This window comes from Pantoea sp. R102, assembly GCF_004916815.1.
In the GTDB taxonomy this organism is placed as follows: Bacteria; Pseudomonadota; Gammaproteobacteria; order Enterobacterales; family Enterobacteriaceae; genus Pantoea; species Pantoea dispersa.
On sequence record NZ_SDFT01000120.1, the window covers coordinates 26049 to 48262 of the forward strand.

Below are 22214 nucleotides of genomic sequence, written 5' to 3' on the forward strand. Positions count from 1 at the left end.
TATGAAAAACAGCAGAATTCAGTTTTTTGCCGCGCAAACCGCTGAAAAGGGCACTCTTCGCTAAGCACTCTGTGCGCCCGTCTGGCGAAACTTCAATTGTTGTCTACACTTAATGTTGCCGATGTTCGTAGTGCGGTTGCAGTGTTGATGAAAATTTCGTTTAGTTCTGGAGCGTTACCCTTTCGATTCCCGTGTTTACGGAAAAACCTCCTCACTTCCTGCCTGCCTGCGAACAGACTGCCCGTTTACGTTCAGATACAGGAGGAGACGTGACCCCTGCGGTTAATGAGAACAGCACCCTGCCGTCGCTAAGTGGCGGACTTTACGCCTTCTTTTTTGATGTTGACGGCACGCTGGCCGCGCTTCAGTCGCAGCCCGAGTCGGTTTCCATCCCCGCATCGGTGCGCCAGCATCTGCAACAAATTTCTAATTTAAGTCACGGCGCGCTGGCGCTGGTTTCCGGCCGTCCGATCAGCCAGCTGGATGAGCTGGTCGCGCCGCTGGAAGCCCCGGCAGCGGGCGTGCACGGCGCTGAGCGCCGCGATGCCAGCGGACATCTGCATCGTCAGTCGCTGCCCGATGAGGTGGCGCAAACGCTGCAGGTTGAACTGCAGCAGACCCTTGACCAGTGGCCCGGTACGCTGCTGGAAGTAAAAGGTATGGCCTTTGCGCTGCACTACCGCAACGCGCCAGAGTATGAAAACGCCATCATGCAGCTGGCCGAAGAGGCGGTAACCCGCTTTCCGGCGCTGGCGCTGCAGCCAGGTAAATGCGTGGTGGAACTGAAACCGCAGGGCATCGATAAAGGTGCTGCGGTACGCGAATTTATGCAGGAAGCGCCATTTACCGGTCGCATTCCGGTATTTGTGGGCGACGATCTGACCGATGAGAAAGGCTTTCTTGCAGTCAATGCCATGCATGGCATCTCGGTCAAGGTCGGTGAAGGTCCAAGCCAGGCGCGCTATCGTCTGCCCGATGTGGCAGCGGTCTGGCACTGGCTGGAACAACTATTATTACAACTAGAACATGACAACGTCGGTAAGGAGTTTAGGTTATGAGTCGTTTAGTCGTCGTATCTAACCGTATCGCTATTCCTGATGGAAGCAAAACCAACGCAGGCGGTCTCGCCGTCGGCATTCTGGATGCGCTGCAGACCACCGGAGGATTGTGGTTTGGCTGGAACGGAGAGATCAGTGAGTTTTCCGGTGAAGAAGATGAGGAACTTACCCAGATCGAACAAGACGGCATTACCTATGCCTCATTCCCCCTCAATCAAAACGATTACGATCAGTACTACTGCCAGTTTTCTAATACGGTGATCTGGCCCGCGTTCCACTATCGCCTCGATCTGGTGCAGTACCAGCGTGAAGCCTGGGAAGGTTACTGCCGCGTGAATACCCTGCTGGCGCAGCGGCTGAAACCGCTGATCAAGCCGGACGATATCCTGTGGATCCACGATTACCACCTGCTGCCGTTTGCCGCTGAACTGCGTAAACAGGGCATCAATAACCGAATCGGATTCTTTCTGCATATCCCGTTCCCGACGCCGGAAATTTTCAATGCGCTGCCGCCGCATCAGGAACTGCTGGAAATGCTGTGTGAATACGATCTGCTGGGTTTCCAGACAGAATCCGATCGCGTGGCGTTTCTCGACAGCCTGAGCCAGCTGACGCAGCTGCAGAATAAAGGCGAGAAGAAGCATCGCGCCTTTGGCAATACCTTTATGACCGAGGTTTACCCTATCGGTATCGAGCCGGACAGCATTAAAGAGATGGCGGAAGGGCCGCTGCCACCGAAGATGGCCGCGATGAAGCGTGAGCTGGGCGATTTGCAGAATATCATCGCCTGTGAGCGTCTCGACTATTCCAAAGGCTTGCCGGAGCGTTTCCTTGCCTATGAAGCGCTGCTGGAAAACTTCCCGCAGCACCGCGGCAAAATCCGCTACTCACAGATTGCGCCGACCTCGCGCGGCGACGTGCAGGCCTATCAGGATATTCGTCACCAGCTGGAGACGGAAGCGGGGCGCATTAACGGTAAATACGGCACGCTGGGCTGGACGCCGCTCTATTATCTCAACCAGCATTTTGACCGCCGTCTGCTGATGAAGATTTTCCGCCTGACCGACGTGGGGCTGGTTACGCCGCTGCGTGACGGCATGAACCTGGTGGCGAAAGAGTATGTCGCGGCGCAGGATCCGGACGATCCGGGCGTGCTGGTGCTGTCGCGCTTTGCCGGAGCGGCCAACGAGCTGACTTCTGCGCTGATCGTTAACCCGTACGATCGTGATGATGTGGCGGCGGCGCTGGACCGCGCGCTGACCATGCCGCGCACCGAGCGTATCTCGCGCTATAACGACATGATGGCCGTACTGCGTAAGCAGGACATTTCGCACTGGCGGGAAAGCTTCCTGAACGATCTGAACACGCTGCCGGCACGCAGCGCCAGCCACGGTAGCGATAACAAGGTCGCGACGTTTCAGAAGCTGGCGTAATTAGCCCCGCAAGGCGCGATTTTCCCCTCAGGCAATGCCTCTCCCGTACGCGGGAGAGGTATCCGTCAGACGACGCAGGCAGGACCGTGCTGCGTAGCGTTTTCACGCGATACTCTTACCGGATGAAATCGATTTCATTTTGTTAAGCGCTAACCCGCTGACCCGGCACCAAAAAACGCACGAATTGGTTAAAATTAAGCCAGTTAAGCACTGAAACGCTGAATTTTTTCTTCCAACCCTAAAGATTTGGCTGGCCAGGCCGATAGTTCTAATACATCAGTGTGTTAGTTAGTCAATTCATTCATATCGCTAATGTAACGTGCTGTTACATCCCTTGTGACTCGCTAAACCCTCCCTACAAACTCTTTACACACCACAAGCGCGCTGCATCCACTCTTCACGCTTCGCTAGCACAGCGCCATTAGTCCTGCGTGGCAATATTCCCTGTAAGTGATTAATTTAAAAGCGAATAATTACAGCCATTTTTGGTGTTTTATGCTGCCTTTTTGGTTTATTTCGGGGTCTTATCTTTGCCTAAAGCCAACGTAGCAGATAAAAGATCGTCCCATGGCGGCGATCTGCGACACACTTCAAAATTCAGACTTTTCCTGTGAAATATTAGCGAAACGTTTCAAAATCGCTCAAAAAAGGAACAACAGAAAAGCATTACTGAAGCTTCACTTGAAAAATTTGCCTTAAAAGTGTGACGCAGATCACACTTTATCTAAAATTTCATACCAATCACGTTGTATGTCGAAATCAGACGATATAGATTTGCCTTGTTTTCGGATTAGTCTTAAAAAACTGTAAGCAGACGTCACGGAAGATGGTTACAACTCAAGAAAAGATTGGCCTGGAGTTTTGACTACTACTGATCAATATCCCGGTGGGAAGTGAAACAGTTCAGTACGCGTTGGCTTATGCCTGATTATTTTTTGCCATCTTTAGATTTACCAACCAGCAACCCGAACCATAGAACACTTAATTCTGTGGCCGTATATATGTCGCGTCTATCAGGATGGAAAAAAATGGGTACATCAGAATTACTAAAACACATATATGACATCAATCTGTCATATTTATTGCTTGCACAGCGTTTGATAAACCAGGAAAAAGCTTCAGCAATGTTTCGTTTAGGTATCGATGAGCCAATGGCGGATGCATTGCAGCAATTGACTTTACCTGAGATGGTAAAATTAGCGGAAACCAATCAACTGGTTTGCCAGTTCCGCTTTACCGATCACAATCTTATTAACCGTTTAACGCAGGAATCACGTGTGGATGATTTGCAGCAAATCCACACCGGTATTTTATTATCCAGCCGTTTATTGCGCAGCGCATCGAAAGATGATGTCTCTGCTAAAAAGAGGGCGGTGTAATGACCGAAAAAAGTATTGTTCAGGAAGCGCGTGATATTCAGCTGGCAATGGAGCTGATTACATTGGGCGCACGACTGCAGATGCTGGAAAGTGAAACCCAGCTGAGCCGCGGTCGCCTGATTAAACTGTACAAAGAGCTGCGTGGTGCACCACCACCGAAAGGCATGCTGCCATTCTCTACCGACTGGTTCATGACCTGGGAACAAAATATTCATGCGTCGATGTTCTGCAACGCCTGGCAGTTTCTGCTGAAAACCCGGCTGAGCAGTGGCGTAGAGGCGGTTATCAAAGCGTATCGCCTGTATCTTGAGCAGTGTCCGCAATCGGACGAGGGCCCGCTGTTGGCGCTGACCCGCGCCTGGACCCTGGTGCGATTTGTTGAAAGTGGCATGCTGGAATTGTCTGACTGTAAATGCTGTGGCGGAAGCTTCATCAACCACGCGCATCAGCCGCCGGGCAGCTTTGTTTGCAGCCTGTGCCAGCCGCCATCACGTGCCGTAAAAAGACGTAAACTTTCTGCAGATTCTGCCGATACCTTTCCACAACTGCTGGATGAACAGGTTAAACGCGCCGTTTAAGTTTGTTCGCATCGTGGAAAGCATCCAGCAGCGGTTAATACCGCTGCTTTTTTTTTGCCCACACCCTGCGAATAACACCTGCGGCTCTCTGGCTTAACTTCCACCAACACGTTACGGACGTAAGGATGTTTTTGTGCTGATTATTGTGGGTTATATCGTAGTCCTCGGTTCCGTGCTGGGCGGTTACATGATGGTAGGCGGCCATCTGGGCGCGCTTTACCAGCCGTCGGAGTTGCTGATTATTGGCGGCGCCGGCATTGGTGCGTTTCTGGTGGGCAACAACGGCAAATCGATTAAAAAGACGCTAAAAGCGCTGCCCTTGTTAATGCGCGGCTCAAAATATAACAAAGCCGTATACATGGATTTAATGGCGCTGCTGTATCGCCTGATGGCGAAATCACGTCAGCAGGGCATGCTGTCGCTGGAACGCGATATTGAAGATCCCAGCCAGAGCGAAATTTTCGCTAACTATCCGCGTATTTTGTCCGATAAACCTTTAGTGGATTTTATTACCGACTATTTACGGCTGATGGTGAGCGGAAATATGAATGCTTTCGAGATCGAAGCCCTGATGGATGAAGAGATCGAAACCTATGAACACGAGTGCGAAGTACCAGCACAAAGCTTAGCGGCGGTCGGTGATGGCCTGCCGGCGTTTGGTATCGTCGCCGCGGTAATGGGCGTGGTGCACGCGCTGGCCTCCGCGGACCGCCCGGCGGCAGAACTGGGCGCGCTGATTGCGCACGCCATGGTGGGAACCTTCCTCGGTATTCTGCTGGCTTACGGCTTCATTTCGCCGCTGGCATCCGTGCTGCGCCAGAAGTGCGCGGAAACCACCAAGATGATGCAGTGCGTCAAAGTCACGCTGCTCTCCAGCCTGAACGGTTATGCGCCGCAGATCGCCGTCGAGTTTGGTCGTAAAACCCTGTATTCCACCGAGCGTCCGTCCTTTACCGAGCTGGAAGAGCACGTGCGTAACGCGAAAAACCCGGCTAAGCAGACTTCGGATACGCCTTCATGAAGCACGGTAATCGCCCGATTGTGCTGGTCAAACGGCGCAAACATAAAAAGCATGAAGGCAGCCATGGCTCATGGAAGATTGCCTATGCCGACTTTATGACGGCGATGATGGCGTTCTTCATGGTGATGTGGCTGATCTCGATCGCCAATCCGCAGGAGCTGGTGCAGATTGCCGAATATTTTAAAACGCCGCTCAAGGTCGCCCTGACCGGCGGTCAGCGTAGCAGCGACAGCGAAAGTCCGATTCCCGGCGGCGGCGATGATCCGACGCAGAAGAAAGGCGAAGTGCAAAAACAGGTCGATATGGATGCGCAAAAGCGCCAGCTGGATGACATTCGCCTGAACCGGCTGCGTGAAAAACTCGACCAGCTGATTGAGGCCGATCCACGCCTGAAAGCGCTGCGTCCGCATCTGATCATCAACATGGTGGAAGAGGGGCTGCGCATTCAGATTATCGATAGCCAGAACCGCCCGATGTTTAAAACCGGCAGCGCCGAAGTGGAGCCGTACATGCGCGATATCCTGCGCGCCATTGCGCCGCTGCTGAATGATATTCCTAACAAAATCAGTTTGTCCGGCCATACCGATGACTTCCAGTACGCCAGCGGCGATCGCGGCTACAGCAACTGGGAACTGTCGGCGGATCGTGCCAATGCCTCACGCCGTGAGCTGGTGGCGGGCGGGCTGGACGGCGGCAAAATGCTGCGCGTGGTCGGCATGGCCGACACCATGAAACTGAAAAACCGCGGCGCCAACGACGCGGTGAACCGTCGTATCAGCCTGCTGGTGTTGAACCATGACACCGAAGCGGCGATTGAAAAAGAGAATGCCGAGAGCGATGCCGTTCAGGTGAGTGACCCGGCGCAGATTTTACCTAGCATTACCGCACCGGCTGGTCCGGCGGCGCCAACTGCCCCCACGGGTTCTACCGCAGCACCGGCCACACCGGCAGCCGCGGCGAATCCGCCGGCAGCGGCACCGCCCGCCGCCAGCGCGGTGACACCAGACCAACCCTCACAGCCGAGGTGATCCCGTGAGCATGGACATCAGCGATTTTTACCAGACGTTTTTTGATGAAGCCGATGAGCTGTTAGCGGATATGGAGCAACACCTGTTGGGACTGGATCCCCAGGAGCCCGATTCCGAGCAGTTGAATGCCATCTTCCGCGCCGCCCACTCCATTAAGGGCGGAGCCGGTACATTTGGCTTTACGGTTTTACAGGAAACCACCCACATCCTGGAAAACATTCTGGATGGTGCGCGCCGTGGCGAAATGCAGCTCAGCACCGACATCATCAACCTGTTTTTGGAAACCAAAGATATTATGCAGGAACAGCTCGATGCCTATAAAACCGCGCAGGAGCCAAACGCAGAAAGCTTTAACTACATCTGTGAAGCCCTGCGCCAGCTGGCGCTGGAAGCCAAAGGAATAGCCCCGCAAGCCGCCGCACCGGTGGTGGCGCTCGCCGACGTGGCAGCACCTGCCGCGCCCGCCAGCAGCGGCCTGCGCCTGCAGCTGATCAATCTGAAAGAGAAAGAGCCGGATCTGCTGCTGGAAGAGCTGGGCAACCTCGGCACCCTGACCGATGTGGTGAAAGGCGCCAGCTCGCTGGAAGCCACCATCGACGGTGTCGGCAAAGACGATATCGTGGCGGTGCTGTGTTTCGTGATTGATGAAGCGCAGATTCAGTTCCCGCAGGACGCCGCACCCGCCGCCGTTGCCGCCGCGCCCGTCGCAGAGGCCGAAGCCGAAGCGCCGGTGCAGCAAACGGCGACCGTCACCGACATTACTCCGGCGGTGAAGCGTGAGAGCAAACGTGCCGCCGCGCCCGCCAAAAGCAGCGAATCCAGCAGTATTCGCGTGGCGGTGGAAAAAGTTGACCAGCTGATCAACCTGGTCGGCGAGCTGGTGATTACCCAGTCGATGCTGGCGCAGCGCTCCGGTGCGCTGGATCCGGTGGCACATGGTGACCTGCTCAACAGCATGGGTCAGCTGGAGCGTAACGCCCGCGACCTGCAGGAATCGGTGATGTCGATTCGTATGATGCCGATGGAGTACGTGTTCAGCCGCTTCCCGCGTCTGGTGCGCGATCTGGCCAGCAAGCTGGGCAAAGAGGTTGAACTGACGCTGCTCGGCAGCTCAACCGAACTGGATAAGAGCCTGATCGAACGCATCATCGATCCGTTAACGCACCTGGTGCGTAACAGCCTCGACCACGGCATCGAAACCCCGGAAAAACGGCTGGCCGCCAGCAAAACGGCGGTCGGCAATCTGACGCTGTCAGCGGAACATCAGGGCGGCAACATCTGCATCGAAGTGATCGATGACGGTGCCGGCCTCAACCGTGAACGTATCCTGGCGAAAGCGCTCTCGTCCGGCCTGCCGGTCAGCGACAGCATGAGTGATGAAGAAGTCGGCATGCTGATCTTCGCGCCAGGCTTCTCGACCGCCGAGCAGGTGACCGACGTATCAGGCCGCGGCGTCGGCATGGACGTGGTGAAACGTAATATCCAGGAGATGGGCGGTCACGTCGAAATCTCCTCGAAGCAGGGCAAAGGCACCACCATTCGCATTCTGCTGCCGCTGACGCTGGCGATCCTCGACGGGATGTCGGTGCGCGTGGCAGACGAAGTGTTCATCCTGCCACTGAACGCGGTGATGGAGTCACTGCAGCCCACGGCTGAAGAGCTGAAACCGCTGGCCGGTGGCGAGCGCGTACTGGAAGTGCGCGGCGAGTACCTGCCGCTGGTTGAGCTGTGGAACGTGTTTGACGTGCAGAACGCCAAAACCGACGCCACGCAGGGCATCGTGGTGATCCTGCAGAGCGCAGGACGTCGCTATGCGCTGCTGGTCGATCAGCTGATTGGTCAGCATCAGGTGGTGGTGAAGAACCTGGAAAGCAACTACCGCAAAGTGCCGGGCATTTCCGCCGCCACCATCCTCGGCGATGGCAGCGTTGCGCTGATTGTCGACGTATCGGCACTGCAATCATTGAACCGTGAGAAGCGTGTGGCCGGTGCCGCAGCGTAACAGATAACGAAAGGGTAAAAAAATGACTGACATGGCAACCGTGACGAAAATCGCCGGCGAAACCGTCGGCCAGGAGTTCCTGGTTTTCACCCTCGGTGACGAAGAGTACGGCATCGATATCCTTAAAGTGCAGGAGATTCGTGGTTACGATCAGGTAACGCGTATCGCTAACACGCCGGAGTTCATCAAGGGCGTGACTAACCTGCGTGGTGTGATTGTGCCGATTATCGACCTGCGCGTGAAGTTCTCGCAGCCGGACGTGGAGTACAACGAAAACACCGTGGTGATCGTGCTGAATCTTGAGCATCGCGTGGTCGGCATCGTGGTGGATGGCGTGTCTGACGTGCTGTCGCTGACGCAGGATCAGATCCGTCCGGCACCGGAATTTGCCGTCACCATGTCGACCGAGTACCTCACCGGTCTCGGTGCGCTGGGCGAGCGTATGCTGATTCTGGTCGACATCGAAAAACTGCTGAGCAGTGAAGAGATGGCGCTGGTGGATACGCTGCGTAGCGCATAATCGTTCGCAGAGAGTCACGGGTCGCTGATGCGGCCCGTGACTATTACATCCTTTATTAAATCGTTATAAATCAATAGCAAAGCCCACAAATATTTCCTGCCCTCGCTCAATATTCCCGCCGCCAGGTCGATAACTGTATTGCACGATTTTTCTTCATTTCCCAGGGCAAACTATGTTTACGAAAATCCGCGTTGTGACCAGCCTGTTGCTGGTGTTGTTGGTGTTTGGCGTACTGCAGCTGGCTTCCGGCTCGCTGTTTTTTAAAGCGCTGAGTGACGACAAAAAAAGTTTCAATACCTCTCAGCTGGCGAGCAAAAACATTGCCGCCATCAATGATGCTTACATGAGCCTTAACCAAAGCCGCGTGATCCTGACGCGCATCCAGCTGCGTATTGCCACCAGTAAACTGACCGGCACCGAAGCTGACATCAGTACGCTGTTCGGGCAGAGCAGGACGTTCCAGCAGACGGCGCAGGACAAATTCACCCTGTTTAAAAACACGCCGGACACGCCGGGCCAGAACCTGCAGCTCAATCAGCAGCTGGAACAGACCTATAAAGCTTACGCCAGCGCACTGGCTGAGATGCAGCAGGTACTGCAGCACAACGATACCGCCGCAGCCGGCAAAGTACCGGTGGCCCCGACGCAAAGTGCCTTTCTGGAAAACTACACCCAGTGGCGCGCCGATCAGGATCGTCTGACGGCGGCCGGCGTGGCGGCGAACAGCGCCGCTTACGAGCACATGATGTGGCTGCTGGGGCTGGTACTGGCGCTGGTAGTGGGCGTGATCGTGCTGTGCTGGTTCGGCCTGCGTAAGGTGCTGATTAAGCCGCTCAACGACAGCATCCAGCACATTGAACACATTGCGCAGGGCGATTTAACCCAGACCATCACCGTCGAAGGACGTAATGAAATGAGCCAGCTGGCGAGCAAGCTGCAGGAGATGCAGCAGGCGCTGGTGCGCACCGTCAGCAACGTGCGCGACGGCTCGGACGCTATTTTTACCGGCGCCAGCGAAATCTCCGCCGGCAATAACGATCTCTCGGCGCGTACCGAACAGCAGGCGGCGTCGCTGGAACAGACTGCGGCCAGCATGGAGCAGCTCACCGCCACGGTGAAGCAGAACGCCGAGAACGCGCGGCAGGCCTCGCAGCTGGCGCTCAGCGCATCGGAAACCGCGCAGAAAGGCGGAGAAGTGGTGGAAGGGGTGGTGCGCACCATGCACGATATTGCCGGCAGTTCGAAGAAGATTGCCGACATTACCAGCGTGATTGACGGTATCGCTTTCCAGACCAATATCCTCGCGCTCAACGCCGCAGTCGAAGCGGCGCGCGCCGGAGAGCAGGGCCGCGGCTTCGCGGTGGTGGCCGGTGAAGTGCGCAACCTTGCCCAGCGCAGCGCGCAGGCGGCGAAGGAGATCAAAGGGCTGATTGAAGACTCGGTGCGTCGCGTTGACAGCGGCTCACAGCTGGTCGGCACGGCGGGCGATACCATGGGCGAAATCGTCAATGCGGTGACGCGCGTCACCGACATCATGGGCGAGATCGCCTCGGCATCGGACGAGCAGAGTCGCGGTATCGATCAGGTCGGCCAGGCGGTGACCGAGATGGACCGCGTCACGCAGCAGAACGCCTCGCTGGTGGAAGAGTCGGCGGCGGCGGCGGCCTCGCTGGAGGAGCAGGCCAGCCGTCTCAGCCAGTCGGTGGCGGTGTTCCGCATTCCACGTGGCGCTCAGCCTGCCAGCAGCACGGGTGTGCGCCATCCGCAGATCGCCCCCCCGCAGGCCAGTGCGCCACGCAAAGCGCTGACCGCGCCGGTCAGCGACGCCAACTGGGAAACGTTCTAAGCTGAAACGGGAGCGGACAACGCGCCGCTCCCTCATCTCCTGCTTTCTTTACTTATAAAACGCTGTAAAAAAGCTTTTATTCAGCATTATCCCTCGTAAAGTCCGGTAAACCCTCTCAAATATTCAGCGCAGCGGTCGATAAACAGGGCGTAACCCCCCTTTTTGGAGACACCATGTTAAAACGAATCAACGTCGTCACCAGCCTGATCGCCGTCCTGCTGGTGTTCGGTGCTATGCAATTACTGTCCGGCGGGCTGTTCTGGTCGGCATTACAAAAAGATAAAGAGGCGTTTGCTGTGGCACAAACGTCAAGTAATAACGTCGCTGCCATGTCCGATGCCTGGATTGAACTCAATCAAACCCGTACCGTGCTCAACCGTGCCATGCTGCGCATGCAGGGCAGCATGGCATCACAGACCAACGGCGGTCAGCTTAATGCGCTGATCGCGCAGACGGAGAAACAGCTCGACACCGCGGCCGGCCACTATCAGCGCTATTACGATTTGCCCGCGACGCCGGGGCTGCCGGATGCGCTGCGCGACCGGCTGGAAGCGGATTATGCCGCGTTCAATAACGGCCTGAAGGCGATGCTGGCCCGGCTGAAAGCCAACGATCTGCAGGGCATGTTTGATCAGAACATCGAAGCCAAACAGGTCAAAATGAAAGCCACCTATGAAGAGTGGCGCAGCGCGCAGAGTGCTTTAGCCGCTGAGGGCGTGGCGCAGAACCAGCGTGCCTTCCACACCATGATGTGGCTGCTGGCGATCGTCGCCGTGATGGTGATCGCGGTAATCGTCGCCTGCTGGTTTGGCCTGCGCACGGTGCTGATTCAGCCGCTGCATCAGTTGCTCGGTCACATTCGCCATATCGCCGCAGGCGATCTGACGCAGACCATCACCGTGGAAGGGCGTAACGAAATGAGCCAGCTGGCCAGCAGTCTGCATGAAATGCAGCAGTCGCTGGTGCACACCGTCGGCAACGTACGCGACGGTTCGGACGCCATCTTTACCGGCGCCAGCGAAATTTCCGCTGGCAACAATGATCTCTCGGCGCGTACCGAGCAGCAGGCGGCGTCGCTGGAGCAGACCGCGGCCAGCATGGAGCAGCTCACCGCCACGGTGAAGCAGAACGCCGAGAACGCCCGGCAGGCCTCGCAGCTGGCGCTCAGCGCGTCGGAGACGGCACGCAAAGGTGGCGACGTGGTCGAAGGCGTGGTGCGCACCATGCATGACATCGCCGGCAGTTCGAAGAAGATCGCAGATATCACCAGCGTGATCGACGGCATTGCCTTCCAGACCAACATCCTGGCGCTTAACGCGGCGGTCGAAGCGGCGCGCGCCGGTGAGCAGGGCCGTGGTTTTGCCGTGGTAGCGGGCGAGGTGCGTAACCTGGCGCAGCGCAGCGCGCAGGCGGCGAAGGAGATCAAAGGACTGATTGACGATTCGGTCAGCCGGGTTAACGCCGGTTCGCAGCTGGTCGGCACCGCAGGTGACACCATGCAGGATATCGTCGGAGCGGTGACGCGCGTGACTGACATCATGGGCGAAATCGCTTCGGCCTCGGATGAGCAGAGCCGTGGCATCGACCAGGTGGGCCAGGCGGTGACCGAGATGGACCGCGTCACGCAGCAGAACGCCTCGCTGGTAGAAGAGTCGGCCGCCGCTGCGGCCTCGCTGGAGGAGCAGGCCAGCCGCCTGAGCCAGTCGGTGGCGGTGTTCCGCATTCCGCGCGCGTCGGCAGCGGTCGTCGTGCGTTCCCCGGTGGCCACGACACCGCCGGCGGTGCGCAAAGCCGCTGCGGCCCCGGTGAGTGACGGAAACTGGGAAACGTTTTAATCATTGACTGAATCGACCCTCTCCCGCCGCGGGAGAGGGGCGCGTGGCTGACCCTTCCCCGGTTTGCTGCTGGTCTTACCCCTTTCACCTCACATAAAGATCCGCGCCTGCGCGCCGATAACACCAGCGATCCGCCAATTAATGAGGTGTTTATGTTTAGTCGTGTTCGAGTGGTATCCGGCCTGCTGTGCGTGCTGGCGTTATTTGCCTTACTGCAGCTGTTTTCCGGAGGAATGTTTTTTTCAACGGTGAAAGCCGATAAAGATAATTTTGCGTACAACCAACGTCTTAGCACCCTGCAAAGGGCGATGGGCACCTCATGGGTTTCGCTGGTACAGGCGCGTAACACGCTGAACCGTGCCGGTATCCGCTATCTGCTGGACAGTCAGCAGGCCGGCTCCGGTGCCACGGTAAAAGATCTGGTAGCGCTGGCCAATACGGAGCTGAAAACCGCCGATCAGAGCTTTGCCGAGTTCAACGCTAACCTGTCGGAAAAGGGCAAAAGCGCGGAGAACGTGCTGACGCTGCAGGCCAACTACAACGCGTTTCGCGGGGCTCTGGCCGAGCTGATTGATTTTCTCAGTGCCGGTAACTTTAAAGGCTTTGTCGATCAGCCAACGCAGGGTTTTCAGGACAAATTTGAAAAGGATTACAACGCCTGGCTCGCCTACAACATTGTGCTGGCAAAACAGGGCATTGACGCCAACGAGAGCGCTTACCAACACGCGATTATGCTGGTGGTCGGCACGCTGCTGGTGACGCTGCTGGTGATTGCGCTGGTGTGGAGCGGTATGCGTACGGCGCTGATCCGTCCGCTGCAGCAGAGCATTGAGCACATCCGCCATATTGCGCGCGGCGATCTGACGCAGCCGGTCGATCTCAGCGTACGCAACGAAATGGGCGACCTGCTCAGTTCGCTGCAGCACATGCAGCAAGAGCTGGCGCGCACCGTACGCATCGTGCGCGACGGTTCGGACGCCATCTACACCGGCGCCAGCGAAATCGCCATGGGCAACAACGATCTCTCTTCGCGTACCGAACAGCAGGCCGCATCGCTGGAGCAGACCGCGGCCAGCATGGAGCAGTTGACCGCTACCGTGAAGCAGAACGCGGAAAACGCCCGTCAGGCGTCGCAGCTGGCGCTGAACGCGTCCGAAACGGCGCAGCAGGGCGGCAAAGTGGTCGATGGTGTGGTCAGTACCATGAAGGACATCGCCGGCAGCTCGAAGAAGATTGCCGATATCACCAGCGTGATTGACGGTATCGCCTTCCAGACCAATATCCTCGCGCTGAACGCCGCGGTGGAAGCGGCACGCGCCGGTGAGCAGGGGCGTGGTTTCGCCGTGGTCGCGGGCGAGGTGCGCAGTCTGGCCCAGCGCAGCGCGCAGGCGGCGAAGGAGATCAAAGGCCTGATTGAAGATTCGGTCAGCCGCGTCAATACCGGCTCGGTGCTGGTAGAGAGCGCGGGCGAAACCATGAGCGAGATCGTCAACGCGGTGACCCGCGTGACCGACATCATGGGCGAAATCGCCTCGGCTTCCGATGAGCAGAGCCGCGGCATCGACCAGGTTGGCCTGGCGGTGAACGAGATGGACCGCGTTACCCAGCAGAATGCCGCGCTGGTGGAAGAGTCCGCGACGGCGGCAGCGGCGCTGGAAGATCAGGCCAGCCGACTGAAACAGTCGGTGGCGGTGTTCAATATTGGTAAAGAATTTGTCGCCCAGGCCGTTAACGTAACTACAGCGCCAAAAATTGCGCGTCCGTCTGCACCGCAGGCGCTGGCGCCAGCGGCAGGAGCTCGTGGCGCTGACGATAACTGGGAAACCTTTTAACCCTTGTGGCCGCCGCAGGGCGGCCCGTGTGAATGGTGTGCACTGGCAGCACAGTAGCAACCGCAGTATCACAATTTAATCAGTTTGTTGCCGGGTGACCCGAAATGAAGAAATCGACGTTATTGGATCAAAATGAAGCCACGACGCTGCTCTCACAAATGGTGCAGCGCCTGCCGCTTTCCGATACACATTTTCGTCGTATCAGCCAGCTGATCTATCAGCGCGCGGGCATCGTGCTGGCCGACCACAAACGCGAGATGGTTTACAACCGTCTGGTACGTCGGCTGCGCATGCTGAATATTGATGATTTTGGTCGCTATCTGGCGCTGCTGGAGCAGGACCCGAACAGTGCCGAGTGGCAGGCGTTTATTAACGCACTGACCACCAACCTGACCTCATTTTTCCGTGAGGCGCACCACTTCCCGATTCTGGCAGAGCATGCGCGCAAACGCAGCGGCAACTACAGCGTGTGGAGCACCGCCGCTTCAACCGGTGAAGAGCCGTACTCGATTGCCATGACGCTGGCAGAAACGCTGGGCACCGGACCTGGGAAATTTTCCGTCCACGCCAGTGATATTGATACCCAGGTGCTGGAGAAAGCGGTGGCGGGCGTTTATCGCCAGGAGGAGCTGCGCACCTTATCGCAGTCGCAGCTGCAGCGCTTCTTCCTGCGCGGCACCGGTCCGCACGCCGGCATGGTGCGCGTGCGCAGCGAGCTGGCCAACATGGTGAACTACGCGCAGCTCAATTTACTGGCGCACGACTGGGCATTGCCGGGGCCGTTCGACGCGATTTTCTGTCGTAACGTGATGATCTATTTCGATAAAGAGACGCAGGAACAAATTCTGCGCCGTTTTGTCCCCCTGCTAAAGCCGGGTGGTCTGCTGTTTGCCGGGCATTCGGAAAACTTCAGTCAGATCAGTAAAGAGTTCTGGCTGCGTGGACAGACTGTCTATGGACTGACCAAGGAAAGACGATGAGCAAAATCACCGTGATGTGCGTGGATGATTCCGCGCTGATGCGCCAGTTGATGACGGAGATCATCAACAGCCATCCCGATATGGAGATGGTCGCGACGGCGCCGGACCCGCTGGTAGCGCGGGATTTGATCAAACAGTATAACCCGCAGGTGCTGACGCTGGATGTCGAAATGCCGCGTATGGATGGCCTCGACTTCCTCGAAAAACTGATGCGCCTGCGGCCGATGCCGGTGGTGATGGTTTCGTCGCTGACCGGTAAAGGATCGGAAGTGACGCTGCGTGCGCTGGAGTTAGGCGCGGTGGATTTCGTCACCAAGCCGCAGCTCGGCATCCGTGAAGGCATGCTGGCCTACAGCCAGATGATCGCCGACAAGATTCGCGCCGCCGCGCGCGCCAAACTGCATGCGCGTGCCGCCACGCCGCAGCCGGTGATGCTGAAAGCGGGACCGCTGCTGAGCAGTGAAAAGCTGATTGCTATCGGCTCTTCAACCGGCGGCACCGAGGCGATTCGCCATGTGCTGCAGCCGCTGCCGGCCACCAGTCCGGCGCTGCTGATTACGCAGCACATGCCGCCCGGTTTTACCCGCTCGTTTGCCGAGCGGCTGAACAAGCTGTGCCAGATCACCGTAAAAGAGGCGGAAGACGGCGAGCGTATTTTGCCCGGCCACGCCTATATCGCGCCGGGCGCGATGCACATGGAGCTGGCGCGCAGCGGTGCCAACTACGTGGTGAAACTGAACGACGGACCGCCGGTGAACCGCCATAAACCGTCGGTGGACGTCCTGTTCCGCTCGGTTGCGGTCAACGCCGGGCGAAATGCAGTGGGGGTCATTCTGACCGGCATGGGCAACGACGGCGCGGCCGGGATGCTGGAAATGCACCGCGCCGGCGCGTGGACCATCGCCCAGGATGAAGCCAGCTGTGTGGTATTTGGTATGCCGCGCGAAGCGATAGCGATGGGCGGCACCAGTGAAGTGGTCGATCTGGGCCACATCAGCCAGCATATGCTGGCCAAAATTAGCGCCGGACAGGCATTGCGAATTTAACGAGCCGGTCCTGCCGGACAAGACAACACAGGAGTAGATATGGCTGATAAAAACATGCGCTTTTTGGTAGTGGACGACTTCAACACGATGCGTCGTATCGTCCGTAACCTGCTGAAAGAGCTGGGATTCAATAACGTGGAAGAGGCCGAGGATGGCGTCGACGCCCTGACCAAACTGCGTGCAGGCGGCTTCGATTTCGTTATCTCTGACTGGAACATGCCGAACATGGACGGTCTGGAACTGCTGCAGACCATTCGTGCCGACGCCACGCTGGGCAAACTGCCGGTGCTGATGGTCACTGCCGAAGCCAAGAAAGAGAACATCATCGCCGCCGCGCAGGCCGGTGCCAGCGGTTACGTGGTGAAGCCTTTCACCGCCGCCACGCTGGAAGAGAAGTTGGGCAAAATCTTCGAAAAACTGGGTATGTAAGGAGATGTGATGAGCGACCTTCCGAAACCAACTGAAGAAGCTTCGGCACACGAGATTATTGCCCGGATTGGCTCTCTGACACGTATGCTGCGTGACAGCCTGCGCGAACTGGGGCTGGATCAGGCCATTGCCGAAGCGGCAGAAGCGATTCCGGACGCGCGTGACCGTCTGGATTATGTGGTGCAGATGACCGCACAGGCAGCGGAACGTGCGCTGAACTGTGTGGAAGCGGCGCAGCCACACCAGGACCAGATGGAAGCCGGCGCCACCCAGCTGAAAGGCCGCTGGGATGCCTGGTTTGAAAACCCGATCGAGCTGGCGGATGCACGCGAGTTGGTTTCGGATACGCGCCAGTTCCTTGACGACGTTCCGTCTCACACGGCGTACACCAACAAGCAGCTGCTGGAAATCATGATGGCGCAGGATTTCCAGGACCTGACCGGTCAGGTAATCAAGCGTATGATGGATGTGATCCAGGAGATTGAACGTCAGCTGCTGATGGTACTGCTGGAGAACATGCCGGAAGCCAATGCGGCGGCACGTAAAGAGGGCAACAGCCTGCTGAACGGTCCGCAGATCCATGCTAACGCGCCAGGTGTGGTTTCCAGCCAGGACCAGGTTGACGACCTGCTGGACAGTTTAGGTTTTTAATGCTGATCGGGTGTTCAACCCGCATCCGAACCCTCTCCCGCCCGGGAGAGGGGACCGCACGACGTGTTTTCCCGTCTGATCGCACTGTATGCCCTTAGGTGACGTAAAATCTGAAACATAGCAAGACAAGTCCTACGTTGGCGCAAGGATATGTTAAGGTAACCTCGTACAGTTTTGTGAGCTACTTCAAATTCTAAACTGAAACGACTACTCTTTTGCTATGCTGCCATTGGTTCTGACCCGCAAAATTTTCGCTGCTGTAGCCTTCGGGGCCCCTGTACTGGCGGCCGTTGCGCCTGCGCAGGCCTTCACCGACAACAGCGACGTCTCCGCAACACCGTTTGCCGATCCGGCACGTTTCCAGAAAATCGCTGATGAATTACCGGCGCTGGGCTATCAGGACGATACATCGGCGTTCAGTAAAAAGCTGGCGGGCATTGCCAAAAGCATCGGCGAGGCCAGCCAGAACAGCGACAGCGATACCACGCTGGGTCAGCAGGCCGGTATCTGGGCGTTTAACCATTTTCGTGATGAGGTTGCCACCCGGGTGGCGGATGAAGGGCAGTCGCTGCTGTCGCCTTATGGCCAGGCACAGATCGATCTCAACGTCGATATGGAAGGTAACTTCAGCGGCAGCGGGGCTTCGCTGCTGACGCCATGGGCCGATCGCTACAATTACCTCACGTTCAGCCAGCTGGGCGTGCACCAGACCGATGACGGGCTGGTGGGCAATGCCGGGCTGGGACAGCGCTGGGTGGCCGGCAGCTGGCTGCTGGGCTATAACGGCTTCGTTGATCGGCTGTTCGACAGCGGCTTGCAGCGCGCTTCGCTGGGCACCGAGGCCTGGAGCGACTACCTGCGCTTATCCGCCAACTACTACACGCCGCTGTCCGGCTGGCGCAATCGCAACCCGTTCCAGCAGCAGCGGCTGGCGCGCGGGTATGATGTCACCACTCAGGGCTATCTGCCGTTTTACCGCCAGCTGGGCGTGTCGGTCAGCTGGCAGCAGTATCTCGGCAACAATGTCGATCTGTTTAATTCCGGCAACAGCTATCACAATCCTTCAGCGCTGACGCTGGGCGTCTCCTATACGCCAGTGCCGCTGGTCACCGTATCGGCCAGCCACAAAACCAGTAATGAAGGCGAGAGCCAGGATCAGCTCGGCTTACGTGTTAATTACCGCTTTGGCGTGGCGCTCAGTCAGCAGCTCAATCCGGATAACGTCGCCGCCGCGCGTTCGCTGCGCGGTAGCCGCTATGATTTGGTCACGCGCAGCAATACGCCGGTGCTGGAGTTCCGCCAGCGTAAAACCCTGTCGGTATTCCTCGCCACGCCGCCGTGGCAGCTCAATGCGGGCGAGAGTTTGCCACTGAAACTGCAGATCCGCAGTGCTCATCCAATCAGTAAAGTCAGCTGGCAGGGCGATACGCAGGCGCTGAGCCTGACGCCGGGTGCCGATCCCAACGATCCACAGGGCTGGAGTATCATTATGCCGGCGTGGGATGCGTCGCCTGAGGCGAACAACAGTTATCGCCTGTCGGTGACGCTGGAGGACAGCAAGCAAAATCGCGTGACTTCCAACTGGATTACGCTGCAGGTGCAGCCGCCGGTGATGCTGGAGCAGGGGGGCGAAAACCGCTTCGACCTGCTGGCGCCATAATCAGCGCGGCGCCAAAGAAAAAGGGCAGCCGGAGCTGCCCTTTGCTGCATCCTCAGCCGACACTTGCCGGGATGCCATGAGGGTAAATCACCATCAGAACTGGTACACCAGACCTACCGCGGTAATATCGTCAGTTTTCAGGCGCAGCGCGTTGTCATCTTTCAGCAGATTGATGCGGTATTCGCTGTACACTGACATGTTCTTGTTGAAGTAGTAGGTGGCACCCACGGACGCGTATTTGAACAGCCAGGCGTCGCCGACGTTTTCAATATTTTTGCCCTTTGAGCTCACGTAGCCCAGCGACGGACGGAAACCGTTCAGGAACTGATACTGCGCCACAGCTTCAAAGTTCACCGCTTTGTTGGCGAACCCGATGTTACCGATTGGCGTAGCGTTGTGGGATTCGCCGTAGATGGTCGCCAGATAGAGCTGGTTAGCATCATATTTCACCCCGGTTTCCCAGTGTTCGGCTTTCTCACCTCTGCCATAGGTGGCAAGGTTTTGCGCGCTGACGCGATTGAGGCTGGCATAGGCGGCAACCGCGCTCAGGCCAAAGTCAGTGTCATACGAGGTGGAAAGGGCGAAACCATCACCGTTAGAGCGACGTACCGCCAGGTTTGGCGTTGCCGCGCTGTCGCTGCGCTCGTTTTTCCCTTCGTACTGCGCTGCGACGTTCCAGCCTTTAACCAGACCGAAGAAATCTTTGTTACGCCAGGTCAGCACGCCGGTGGAGCGACCGGACAGGAAAGCATCGACATAACCGGAATCACCGCCGAAGAAAGGCAGCATATCGGTATAGCCCAGCACGTCATAAATCAGACCATAGTTACGGCCATAGTCGATCGAACCAAACTGCGCAAACTTCAGACCTGCATAGCCGAGGCGGGTTTTGTTACCGGCCTGCGCATCGGCACCTTCCGTGTTACGCAGACTGAACTGCGATTGCCAGAAACCGTAGCCGGTCAGCTGATCGGTAATTTTGGTTTCGCCCTTAAAACCGATACGGACATACGATGAGGTATCACCATCATTGGTGGTGTCATCGGAGAACAGGTGCGACACGTTAATTTTGCCGACCAGATCCAGCTTGTTACCATCCTTATTATAGATTTCAGCGGCCTGAGCCACAGAAAATCCCAGCAGCAATGGCATGACTGCTGCCAGTAAAGTGCGCTTCATCATTTATATTTTTACCCTGTGTTATTTTTTAATTTTTTAAGCCCCTGGTGGGGTGACAAGAAAATGACACAAAAGGATAAAGATCAGTAGTGCAATAGTTGTAACAAATAATTTCTTATTGGCTATTTGTGCGATTTTCATACTCCAATTCCATTATTCGGAAATGGGAATCGCTTTTACTTATCATGATTAAGTGAGCGTTTAATCGACGATTAATATTTATCTTATTGATAAATAATGATTAAACTAAGAAGGATATGACTTAATAAAAATAGCGCTTTATTGCCTTAAATAGCACAAGCCTATGCCTTAAAGTTCAATGCTTATGAATCAAAGCAGGCTGATAGTCACCCCGTAAATTATCCGCATTGACGCACTGTGTCGGTTTATTTCAGGCTAAATAATATCCCGATCTTTAATACGTCTAATTACCGGCCAGCCTGGCACAGGGTAGCCAAAATAAGTTAATCAGTTGTTACTAATAAGCGGCCGACATGCACCACGCCGATGCCTGAACCGGGCTGTCACTTGCACCCGCTAAGCGCAGTGCGCCCCAAAATGGCGCAGCAGACGCCTCATTTTGGCGAAATATCTGCTGTGCGATCACAAAAGCAATATTTCATTTTGCGAATGCATAAATCCGCTAAACAAATTACTGCGGTGCCGCTGTCATCGGATGGTTATTCACTTTTTATGCATTAAATTTGCATAGCGAAAGGGGGTAACTTATTGATATTTCGTTGCCGAACCTGATTTATGCATTTTTTCCTCTGGCTGGCACGTTAACTGCACTCTATAGTCGAGCTGCAACTCAGCAACTTTTAACAATTTTAAAACAAAAGCTTCACCCGAAGTGAGGCAGGAGAAATGGCTATGTCACTGCAGGTTTCACGTCACGATTTCGATCAATGGATGATGCCGGTTTATGCCCCTGCGGCTTTTGTGCCGGTGCGTGCCGAAGGTTCTACGCTGTGGGATCAGCAGGGCAAAGAGTACATCGATTTTGCCGGTGGCATTGCGGTGAACGCGCTTGGCCATGCCCATCCCGCGCTGCAGCAGGCACTGACTGAGCAGGCCGGTAAACTGTGGCACACCGGCAACGGCTACACCAACGAACCGATTCTGCGCCTGGCGAAGCAGCTGATTGATGCCACCTTTGCCGACCGCGTGTTCTTCTGTAACTCCGGGGCAGAAGCCAACGAGGCCGCGCTGAAGCTGGCGCGTAAAGTGGCGCACGACCGTTTCGGTGCCGAAAAAAACGGTATCGTCGCCTTCACCAATGCCTTCCACGGCCGCACCCTGTTCACCGTTTCAGCCGGCGGCCAGCCCGCCTATTCGCGCGATTTCGCCCCGTTACCGCCAGCCATTCAGCATGCCACCTTTAACGATCTGGCCTCGGCGGCGGCCTTAATTAATGATCAGACCTGCGCGGTCATCGTCGAGCCGATTCAGGGCGAGGGCGGTGTATTACCGGCCGATCCGGCGTTCCTGCGCGGACTGCGCGAACTGTGCGACCGCCACCAGGCGCTGCTGATTTTTGATGAGGTGCAGAGCGGCGTCGGCCGCACCGGCTCGCTGTATGCCTATATGCATTACGGCGTCACGCCGGATGTGCTGAGCACCGCCAAGGCGCTGGGCGGCGGCTTCCCCATCGGTGCGATGCTGACGCGTGAAGATCTGGCGCAGGTGATGGGCGTCGGCACGCACGGCACCACCTACGGCGGCAACCCGCTGGCC

General features: G+C 56.8%; 18 protein-coding genes. 17 read left to right on the plus strand and 1 reads right to left on the minus strand.

Annotation, left to right across the window (positions count from 1 at the left end; all coding sequences use genetic code 11):
- The first annotated feature begins 269 nt into the window (after positions 1-269).
- The 16 genes from otsB to ERD80_RS13325 all read left to right on the plus strand — a co-directional run bounded on the left by otsB (position 270) and on the right by ERD80_RS13325 (position 19298).
- Positions 270-1058, plus strand: coding sequence for a trehalose-phosphatase (otsB, locus tag ERD80_RS13250; RefSeq protein WP_021506285.1), 789 nt, complete (start codon positions 270-272; stop codon positions 1056-1058).
- A complete protein-coding gene (otsA, locus tag ERD80_RS13255; RefSeq protein ID WP_021506284.1) occupies positions 1055-2491 on the plus strand; it encodes an alpha,alpha-trehalose-phosphate synthase in 1437 nt (478 codons plus the stop codon). Before otsB ends, otsA begins: the two co-directional genes overlap by 4 nt.
- 1028 nt (positions 2492-3519) lie before the next feature.
- Positions 3520-3870, plus strand: a complete 351-nt coding sequence (gene flhD / locus ERD80_RS13260; protein WP_021506283.1) for a flagellar transcriptional regulator FlhD — start codon at positions 3520-3522, stop codon at positions 3868-3870.
- On the plus strand, positions 3870-4448 hold the full coding sequence (gene flhC, locus ERD80_RS13265; RefSeq protein ID WP_021506282.1) for a flagellar transcriptional regulator FlhC: 579 nt from the start codon (positions 3870-3872) through the stop codon (positions 4446-4448). The genes flhD and flhC overlap by 1 nt, the downstream gene beginning before the upstream one ends.
- A 133-nt stretch (positions 4449-4581) precedes the next feature.
- Positions 4582-5469, plus strand: a complete 888-nt coding sequence (gene motA, locus ERD80_RS13270; protein ID WP_021506281.1) for a flagellar motor stator protein MotA — start codon at positions 4582-4584, stop codon at positions 5467-5469.
- Positions 5466-6497, plus strand: coding sequence for a flagellar motor protein MotB (gene motB, locus ERD80_RS13275; RefSeq protein ID WP_021506280.1), 1032 nt, complete (start codon positions 5466-5468; stop codon positions 6495-6497). Before motA ends, motB begins: the two co-directional genes overlap by 4 nt.
- 10 nt (positions 6498-6507) lie before the next feature.
- Entirely contained in the window at positions 6508-8499 is a 1992-nt protein-coding gene (cheA, locus tag ERD80_RS13280; protein ID WP_181444757.1) for a chemotaxis protein CheA, read from the plus strand.
- A gap of 22 nt (positions 8500-8521) precedes the next feature.
- A complete protein-coding gene (cheW, locus tag ERD80_RS13285) occupies positions 8522-9019 on the plus strand; it encodes a chemotaxis protein CheW (protein ID WP_021506278.1) in 498 nt (165 codons plus the stop codon).
- Between the two features lie 172 nt (positions 9020-9191).
- The gene (locus tag ERD80_RS13290) at positions 9192-10865 is read left to right on the plus strand and encodes a methyl-accepting chemotaxis protein (protein WP_127833954.1); all 1674 of its coding nucleotides are present in this window, start codon (positions 9192-9194) and stop codon (positions 10863-10865) included.
- 173 nt (positions 10866-11038) lie between these two features.
- Positions 11039-12700, plus strand: coding sequence for a methyl-accepting chemotaxis protein (locus tag ERD80_RS13295; RefSeq protein WP_136547199.1), 1662 nt, complete (start codon positions 11039-11041; stop codon positions 12698-12700).
- Positions 12701-12852: 152 nt separating this feature from the next.
- On the plus strand, positions 12853-14532 hold the full coding sequence (locus tag ERD80_RS13300; protein WP_058785637.1) for a methyl-accepting chemotaxis protein: 1680 nt from the start codon (positions 12853-12855) through the stop codon (positions 14530-14532).
- A gap of 104 nt (positions 14533-14636) precedes the next feature.
- Positions 14637-15512, plus strand: coding sequence for a protein-glutamate O-methyltransferase CheR (gene cheR / locus ERD80_RS13305; protein ID WP_031279190.1), 876 nt, complete (start codon positions 14637-14639; stop codon positions 15510-15512).
- Positions 15509-16558 carry a chemotaxis response regulator protein-glutamate methylesterase gene (locus ERD80_RS13310; protein ID WP_021506273.1) on the plus strand — a complete coding sequence of 350 codons (1050 nt, stop codon included), beginning with the start codon at positions 15509-15511 and terminating at the stop codon, positions 16556-16558. Before cheR ends, ERD80_RS13310 begins: the two co-directional genes overlap by 4 nt.
- A 39-nt stretch (positions 16559-16597) precedes the next feature.
- Positions 16598-16987: a chemotaxis response regulator CheY gene (gene cheY, locus ERD80_RS13315; protein WP_021506272.1), complete on the plus strand. Its 390-nt coding sequence runs from the start codon at positions 16598-16600 to the stop codon at positions 16985-16987.
- 9 nt (positions 16988-16996) lie between these two features.
- Positions 16997-17638, plus strand: a complete 642-nt coding sequence (gene cheZ / locus ERD80_RS13320; RefSeq protein ID WP_058757663.1) for a protein phosphatase CheZ — start codon at positions 16997-16999, stop codon at positions 17636-17638.
- Between the two features lie 220 nt (positions 17639-17858).
- Positions 17859-19298: a YchO/YchP family invasin gene (locus ERD80_RS13325; RefSeq protein WP_136547200.1), complete on the plus strand. Its 1440-nt coding sequence runs from the start codon at positions 17859-17861 to the stop codon at positions 19296-19298.
- A 93-nt stretch (positions 19299-19391) separates the two neighbouring features.
- On the opposite strand, the gene ERD80_RS13330 is transcribed toward ERD80_RS13325, so the two are convergent.
- Entirely contained in the window at positions 19392-20480 is a 1089-nt protein-coding gene (locus tag ERD80_RS13330) for a porin (RefSeq protein ID WP_136547202.1), read from the minus strand.
- An 870-nt stretch (positions 20481-21350) separates the two neighbouring features.
- Between ERD80_RS13330 and ERD80_RS13335 the strand changes: the two genes are divergently transcribed.
- A partial coding sequence (locus tag ERD80_RS13335; RefSeq protein WP_136547204.1) for an acetylornithine/succinyldiaminopimelate transaminase occupies positions 21351-22214 on the plus strand: 864 nt, incomplete at its 3' end.

Coding starts and splice junctions, on each gene's coding strand:
- otsA (WP_021506284.1), top strand. CDS start 1,055: ATGAGTCGTTTAGTCGTCGTATCTAACCGTATCGCTATTCCTGATGGA.
- ERD80_RS13300 (WP_058785637.1), top strand. CDS start 12,853: ATGTTTAGTCGTGTTCGAGTGGTATCCGGCCTGCTGTGCGTGCTGGCG.
- ERD80_RS13290 (WP_127833954.1), top strand. CDS start 9,192: ATGTTTACGAAAATCCGCGTTGTGACCAGCCTGTTGCTGGTGTTGTTG.
- flhC (WP_021506282.1), top strand. CDS start 3,870: ATGACCGAAAAAAGTATTGTTCAGGAAGCGCGTGATATTCAGCTGGCA.
- ERD80_RS13330 (WP_136547202.1), bottom strand. CDS start 20,480: ATGATGAAGCGCACTTTACTGGCAGCAGTCATGCCATTGCTGCTGGGA.
- ERD80_RS13295 (WP_136547199.1), top strand. CDS start 11,039: ATGTTAAAACGAATCAACGTCGTCACCAGCCTGATCGCCGTCCTGCTG.
- cheR (WP_031279190.1), top strand. CDS start 14,637: ATGAAGAAATCGACGTTATTGGATCAAAATGAAGCCACGACGCTGCTC.
- ERD80_RS13325 (WP_136547200.1), top strand. CDS start 17,859: ATGCTGCCATTGGTTCTGACCCGCAAAATTTTCGCTGCTGTAGCCTTC.
- cheY (WP_021506272.1), top strand. CDS start 16,598: ATGGCTGATAAAAACATGCGCTTTTTGGTAGTGGACGACTTCAACACG.
- flhD (WP_021506283.1), top strand. CDS start 3,520: ATGGGTACATCAGAATTACTAAAACACATATATGACATCAATCTGTCA.
- ERD80_RS13310 (WP_021506273.1), top strand. CDS start 15,509: ATGAGCAAAATCACCGTGATGTGCGTGGATGATTCCGCGCTGATGCGC.
- cheZ (WP_058757663.1), top strand. CDS start 16,997: ATGAGCGACCTTCCGAAACCAACTGAAGAAGCTTCGGCACACGAGATT.
- cheW (WP_021506278.1), top strand. CDS start 8,522: ATGACTGACATGGCAACCGTGACGAAAATCGCCGGCGAAACCGTCGGC.
- motB (WP_021506280.1), top strand. CDS start 5,466: ATGAAGCACGGTAATCGCCCGATTGTGCTGGTCAAACGGCGCAAACAT.
- cheA (WP_181444757.1), top strand. CDS start 6,508: ATGGACATCAGCGATTTTTACCAGACGTTTTTTGATGAAGCCGATGAG.